Annotated in this window: 9 protein-coding genes; 6 read left to right on the top strand and 3 right to left on the bottom strand. The window is 40.3% G+C overall.

Features of this window, described 5'->3' with window-relative positions; all coding sequences use genetic code 11:
- Nucleotides 1–47: 47 nt before the first annotated feature.
- Together V7K62_RS19460 and V7K62_RS19455 are read right to left on the bottom strand one after the other, a co-directional pair.
- Nucleotides 48–791, bottom strand: coding sequence for a hypothetical protein (locus V7K62_RS19460; protein ID WP_334866843.1), 744 nt, complete (start codon nt 789–791; stop codon nt 48–50).
- 39 nt (nt 792–830) lie between these two features.
- The gene (locus V7K62_RS19455) at nt 831–1,064 is read right to left on the bottom strand and encodes a hypothetical protein (protein ID WP_334866841.1); all 234 of its coding nucleotides are present in this window, start codon (nt 1,062–1,064) and stop codon (nt 831–833) included.
- 329 nt (nt 1,065–1,393) lie between these two features.
- Here V7K62_RS19455 and V7K62_RS19450 point away from each other — a divergent pair, with 329 nt between their 5' ends.
- The 6 genes from V7K62_RS19450 to V7K62_RS19425 all read left to right on the top strand — a co-directional run bounded on the left by V7K62_RS19450 (nt 1,394) and on the right by V7K62_RS19425 (nt 5,923).
- Entirely contained in the window at nt 1,394–1,813 is a 420-nt protein-coding gene (locus V7K62_RS19450; RefSeq protein ID WP_334866839.1) for an endonuclease domain-containing protein, read from the top strand.
- An 87-nt stretch (nt 1,814–1,900) separates the two neighbouring features.
- Complete coding sequence (locus V7K62_RS19445) at nt 1,901–2,041, top strand: hypothetical protein (protein WP_334866837.1); 141 nt, start codon at nt 1,901–1,903, stop codon at nt 2,039–2,041.
- Between the two features lie 439 nt (nt 2,042–2,480).
- On the top strand, nt 2,481–3,017 hold the full coding sequence (locus V7K62_RS19440) for a universal stress protein (protein ID WP_334866851.1): 537 nt from the start codon (nt 2,481–2,483) through the stop codon (nt 3,015–3,017).
- Between the two features lie 487 nt (nt 3,018–3,504).
- Nucleotides 3,505–3,870, top strand: coding sequence for a DOPA 4,5-dioxygenase family protein (locus V7K62_RS19435; protein WP_334866835.1), 366 nt, complete (start codon nt 3,505–3,507; stop codon nt 3,868–3,870).
- 439 nt (nt 3,871–4,309) lie between these two features.
- Nucleotides 4,310–4,792, top strand: coding sequence for a hypothetical protein (locus V7K62_RS19430; RefSeq protein ID WP_334866833.1), 483 nt, complete (start codon nt 4,310–4,312; stop codon nt 4,790–4,792).
- Nucleotides 4,793–5,065: 273 nt separating this feature from the next.
- Entirely contained in the window at nt 5,066–5,923 is an 858-nt protein-coding gene (locus V7K62_RS19425) for a lysophospholipid acyltransferase family protein (protein ID WP_334866831.1), read from the top strand.
- A 61-nt stretch (nt 5,924–5,984) separates the two neighbouring features.
- Here the strand turns inward: V7K62_RS19425 and V7K62_RS19420 are convergent, their stop codons facing one another.
- Nucleotides 5,985–6,245 carry a MoaD/ThiS family protein gene (locus tag V7K62_RS19420; RefSeq protein ID WP_334866828.1) on the bottom strand — a complete coding sequence of 87 codons (261 nt, stop codon included), beginning with the start codon at nt 6,243–6,245 and terminating at the stop codon, nt 5,985–5,987.
- Nucleotides 6,246–6,515 lie beyond the last annotated feature (270 nt).

Here is a 6,515-nt window from a genome sequence, read left to right as displayed (position 1 = left end):
ACCCTGATTCCTTCATACACCCCTGAAACGGGTTTTAACCTGATTATTTATTCTCCCACCAATATGGTCTGTTTATTTCCGCCGACCAGTACTAGTTCCTTAACCATTGAATTGAAACTTTTGAAATAAAGAAGATTTTTTGAATTTACTGGAACGCTATAAAAAGTATAATCAATACTAAGATATGATAGTTTTTCCCAAGATATACTTCCTTGTTTTAAAGGAATATATCGCCAATATGTTAGATATTCATCCGTTGTAATTGTATCAATTTGCATTCTGACAATAGTTTTATTTTGGCGGTTGGGAATAATTAGCCATAGAAATAAGAGTATCTTTTTCGATTTTCTATCAAAAGATAACTCTGCACATGGTCTTATCTTATCCTTGCCATATTTACTTGCATATATAATACTTCTATTCACAACTGTTTCTTCTAACCTACGATCAAAAGTTAATATCTGATGTCTAATTTTCGTGAAGTTTTCTAATTCTGTGTTTGTTAAAGAACCTAACCAATCTAATAATAATCTTGGTGGTTCAGGAATATTATCATTTTCTTTATTTTGGAGATTAACTTCTTGATAATTAATTTTTATAATTTTTGTTTCTGATTTGTTATGAATCTGAGATAAATGAAAATAAAATTCATCATTTTCATACACAATGAAAAAAGTAAATAAATGAAAATTTAATCTACTGTGTTTTTCATCAATTAGATTATGGCGATGAAAACTCGGACAAATGGCTAACAAACTGATTTCTTCATTATAGTTAATATTAGTTTTCAAAGGTTGTTCTTCTAATAAATTATCATAATAGCGTGTGAGTTAATTAATCACATATCTATCTTCTGTATTTTTCAGTTCAATAATAGTTAGTTGATTATTCTCTCCTATTGCTAGGATGTCACAAATTTCTCCTTTGATAGATAATTGGCGCGTTAAGGGCTTTAGTTCAAATATTTCTTCTAAATTATCCCAAACAAAAGTTTCTAATTCAGACTCATCAATAAATTTCCAGCCTTGATCAGTTTTACGTAATGCTACGTTGTTTTTTATCATAATAAATCCACTAATAATCTGTACAAATCCGATTTAGGTAGAAAACATACTGAGACTGAAAAGCAACTTTTGTAAGGCTTTTATCTGAGAGATAGTTAAAATATCAGACAGGAGTTATTTATTTAATTTATACTAAAAATTATCTGATGTCCTTATTTGGGATAAGTAAAGGTAGTGAACTGCGATCGCACCCTCGCACTTTGCACACAGACCTAACCCCCCAGCCCCCTTCCCTACGAGGGAAGGGTGAGAAATTCGGCTCCCCTCTCCGCCTCGGAGAGGGACTGGGGGAGAGGTCACACATAAACACCTATTTTCATACTTCATAAATGAATAATCCAACACCCGAAGAACCCTATCCACTGATAAAAGAGGGAACTCGCAATATTGTAATCGGATACAAAGTAGACTTAGTTAAAGTGCAACGTGCCAAAGAACTTCGTCAGCAAATGACACCAGAAAAAAAAATTCTTTGGCAACATCTTCGTGCTAATCGCCTGAATTGTTTACACTTTCGCCGTCAGCAGATTATCAATGGCTTTATTGCAGATTTCTACTGTCACGCAACTAGATTAGTGATAGAAGTGGATGGTAAAATTCATGAACAACAAGCCGAATATGATGCAGAACGGGACAAAGTTTTGTCAGCTAGGGGACTGCGTTTGTTGCGAATTAAAAATGAAGAAGTGAGACACGAACTTGATAAAGTTTTAATGCGTATTTCCACAGCTTGTTCTCAAGAGACCTAACCCCCCAGCCCCCTTCCCTCGTAGGGAAGGGGGAGAAATCTGGCTCCCCTCTCCGAAGCGGAGAGGGGTTGGGGGAGAGGTCAATCCATGCGATCGCGCAAGCAACTTAATCAAGCGATCGCCTCTTTTTTGTTAGTCGATAAAATCGAACCTAATATTTACTATCCTTCACTCACTATAGAAGAATTACATGAGTTTTTGGCAGTGGAAGACACTGAATCCGTATGATAAATCTTCAAGCTGAAAAAAGTTTATGTCAAAGTGCGTAGGCGTAGCCCATCATAGACATTGCTTAATATTCTCAATCAGGAAAATCAAAACGAAATAGTCCTAATATATACCCAGCTTTGTGAAAGATATTAAAGCGCTTAAAATTATACCACACTTCGAGTATATCAAGGTACTTGCCTTTGAAGAAACACCGGATACTGAGCCAGTAATGTATTTTATAAAACAGAATGCTTCTTGGTAATTAAAGATAAATGTTTTCTTCACAAGTTTCTCAAATTGTTTTGTTATAAACATAAATATGAGGCGAAAACCTTTAAGAAATTTAAAATTTATAAGTCGCTAAACATAGTTGAGGGTTTGGTGATTTTTGACAATCCAGCATTTGGAAACCCGAAACCGTAAAGACCAATTACCAATGAAATCGGAGGTCTATATGATGTTTAAAAAGATTCTAGTTGCATTAGATCGCTCGGAAATAGGGCAACAGGTTTTTGATGAAGCCTTGGGTTTAGCAAAGTTAACACAAGCTAGCTTAATGCTACTGCATGTCCTATCTTCCGAAGAAGAGGGTAGTCCTTATCTACCGATGCTGTCTAATATGGACTACTATCCAGGATTGACTAGTCAAAACTTTGAGTTATACCAAAAACAGTGGGATACCTTTAAAAATCTAGGAATCCAGATGTTGCAATCTTTCTGTGCCCAAGCGAACACAGCAGGTGTAACTACGGAATTTACACAAAATGTTGGTAATCCTGGTCGCGTCATTTGTGATTTAGCTCATAGTCATGGCGCTGACCTAATTGTCATGGGGCGTCGGGGTCATTCTCGGCTGATGGAACTGTTTCTCGGTAGTGTGAGTAACCATGTTCTTCACCATGCTCCTTGTTCGGTGCATGTTGTGAATCTTTCAGTTACTCATAAAATAAATGAAGTTGTCAAAGAAACTACAAGCGCTTTCAGCGTTAACTAACTACTAAGCTGTTCCACGACCTCTGTAAGAGGATGTTTGAAAAGTGTTTTGGTGTGACTTTAGGCACTTTTAGATCCCCCCTAACCCCCCTTTTTAAGGGGGGAACCGGAATCAAAGTCCCCCAATTTATCGGGGAGCCACTGCGGTCTTCTCCCTTGGCGCTAGCCTCTCCCTTTGGGAGAAGGGGAGACGCTAAAAGCGATAGCGAAGCGGTAGCGAGTCATCGTTCGCGCAGCGTCTCGTAGAGAGCGTCTGGGGTCTCCCCAAGTGAAGCAAGTGGCGTGGATTTAGAGGGATCTAGAACTTTTGATACCAACAAGAGGACTTTTCAAACGCCCTCTAAAGTCAGTCTCCACAACCGATCCATAACTACAACCTATTGGGCTAAAATTGAGCGTAGGCGTAGCCCGTCGTAGACATAGCTTTTTCAGTGAGAAAGAAAAAGTCCGCTACCCAAAATTTAGAGTTGAGAGCGAAAAGTGGATCTATGAAAGAAGATAATATCGAGATCGCTGGTTTTCATGCTCATGTTTACTTCGATCCCGCGAGTCGGGATGTAGCTGCGCGTGTACGCGAAGGATTAGGCGCTAGGTTTGACGTGCAACTCGGACGCTGGTTTGATAAGCCCATCGGGCCCCATCCAAAAGCGATGTATCAAGTTGCTTTCTTACCGAATCAGTTTGATAAAGTCGTTCCTTGGTTAATGCTCAATCGTGAGGGATTGGATATTCTCGTCCACCCTGAGACAGGCGATGCTGTGGCAGACCACGCAGTTCATTCCCTCTGGTTAGGAGAAAAGCTAGATTTAAATATTGAGTTTCTTCGACAGCTTAGTCCGACTTTATCCAATTAAGGGAAGTAAACGACTCTGTTGGATAAAACTTTTGGTTTGGGGCGTGAAACTTTTTCTATTGTGACTAATTGTGGTGAAATTGGAAAAGTCTAATTTCTTAATAAATAAAGGTTTCAGTTTATGCGTAGATGCTTTAGCTTGCTGTAGACATCGCAAGAAAACAAACATGGATCAAGAGAACCCAAATATTTTGCATTTTTACTTGCTATCTTACGAAATAAATACTTTAATAGCTCATTTTTTGATCAAGTTATAGCGTTTCCTAATCATATAAGGTACATTATAGTCCCCTCCCCGCAAGGTTATGGTGTAAACCGTAGCCTTGCGGGGAGAGAGATGAAGAAGAGAAGTTTTCCAGATACTATGAAAAGTCAGAATAATTGCTAAGTGTAAAAACGTAGTATTCTACATATTGGTATCTACAAATAAGTCCAAAATTATGAGGAGAAAGCCCATAGCATTACTACTTAGCGGAGTGATTGTTAGCTTCGGACTGTCATCATTGTTAGCTCAAGCACAACAACAGGTTTCTGATGCCCAAGTTGCGGCGATGGTGGAGGCGCTGCGACTGGCTGCACCGCAGACCGGCATCGCAAATGATGGACTTTACAGCGAATGGCAAGTTAAACCAGAAACCTTAAAAGGCTGGTCGAAACATTGTCTCAAACAAGAACTAACACCGACGCAGTTTGAGAACAGCCCCGCGACGGCACGCCAAGTTGTGTCCTGTATCACGCGCCGTGAGTTAAACAAGCAGTTTCTCGCCACCAATAATAATGAAACCGCCGCTGTGCGTGGTGTCGGTTGTTGGTGGATGACTGGCAGCTATACAGGCTGCAACAGCGGATTTACGGCTGTATATCTTCAAAAAGTTGTGGGTTTTTACCAGCAGCAGCGTTCAAAACCAGCAACCACTCCATAGACATCACCAAATTAATCGTTGCAATGTGGCAATAGAAATATGAGTGAAAAATGAATGTCGAGATGTAGCAGTGCTACGTCTCTACAAGGCTTCTGGATAAGGCATATTTAATTTCACCAAATGTCTAATGATTAAGCGATCGCAATTAAGAAAAATCAACTGCTACGCGTCTACATTGACTTTCATAACAGAGTTTTAGGCTTCACTCAAGCGTATTGAGTTATATCTAAGAAAGGATTGTTTGACCTTTGCCAATCCTGTTAAAATGCATCGATGTCAAAAAAGCAACATCTCTTAAACAAAAAACCCGGTTGGTCTTTGGATGAGCGAGATCCAAAGTTCATAGAATCTCTGATGCCCCTGTTTGGCTTTTTGTATCAGTACTATTTCCAAGTTCAAACTAGTGGCTGGGATAATATTCCACCCCAACAAAAAGTCCTATTTGTCGGTTCGCACAATGGGGGACTCGCAGCACCCGATATGGCAATGATGATGTACGACTGGTTTCGACGATTTGGTGTCGAGAAACCCATTTATGGTTTGATGCATCCCAAGGCTTGGCAGGTTAGCCAGCCACTAGCGCAACTGGCCGCCAAGGCTGGAGCAATCATCGCCCATCCAAAAATGGCTTATACCGCCTTGCGCTCTGGAGCGAGTCTGCTAGTTTATCCCGGTGGAGCCGAAGATGTCTTCCGACCACATTATTTACGTAACAAAATCTACTTTGCGGGGCGGCAAGGATTTATCAAGTTAGCGTTACGGGAAAATGTGCCGATTGTGCCTGTGATTTCCTGGGGCGCTCACGATACGCTGATTGTGATCGCTGACTGCTACAAAGTTATGCAGCAACTCCACGAGTGGGGGATGCCTTGGCTGTTGGGGATTGATCCGGAAGTTTTTCCAATCTATCTGGGACTGCCTTGGGGATTAGCAATTGGCCCGTTACCCAACATTCCATTACCAGTGCCAATCTACACACAGGTCTGTCCGCCAATTGTATTTCAACGCTATGGTCGAGATGCAGCCAGCGATCGCCACTATGTCAATGAATGTTATGAATTAGTTGTTAGTCAGATGCAGCAAGAGTTAGATAACTTAATAAAGCTAACTGCTAATATCAATTCTCTTTGAATAGTTATGAGTTAGAAGTTTTGAATCTTTAACTCATCACTCCTAACTCATAACTGTTTTCCTAGCCGCCGCTGACTGGTGGAATCAGCACGACTTCATCCCCATCATGTAGTAGGGTATCTGGTTCGACAAATATCAGATTAATCCCAAAACGGGTTATCTCACGCCATTGCGAGAGTTCCGGGTGTTCAGCAATGAGGCGATCGCATACTGCTTTGACTGGCATACTATTAGGAAATTCCAGCACCAGTTCCGAAACTCTAAAGGCTTCTTGATAAGCAGCGAACAACTTAACGGTAACGGTGATTGCAGATTTAGACATATAACATACTTTGGCAGTACGAGCAAGTAGTTTAATACTTGACAAGCATCCTGAATTATTGGGATTAATTATACATCACTAACGACATGATTTCGGATCATATCCAAATAATTAGTTATCATTCTCACAACCATTCCACCCTACACGCCAGTTGCTTCTACTCGTTTTTTTGAGCAACTTATGTTTTGCTTTCTTGCGCCTTGTGGGTAGAACAAATCCAAGCATAAGCTGTTGGGACTGGCTCTAAGCGTTCGCGTAGCATCTGGTAGA

It is taken from the genome of Nostoc sp., assembly GCF_036917935.1.
In the GTDB taxonomy this organism is placed as follows: domain Bacteria; phylum Cyanobacteriota; class Cyanobacteriia; order Cyanobacteriales; family Nostocaceae; genus Nostoc.
Note: the sequence above shows the minus strand (reverse complement) of the source record. Positions and strands in the feature narration are given on the sequence as shown.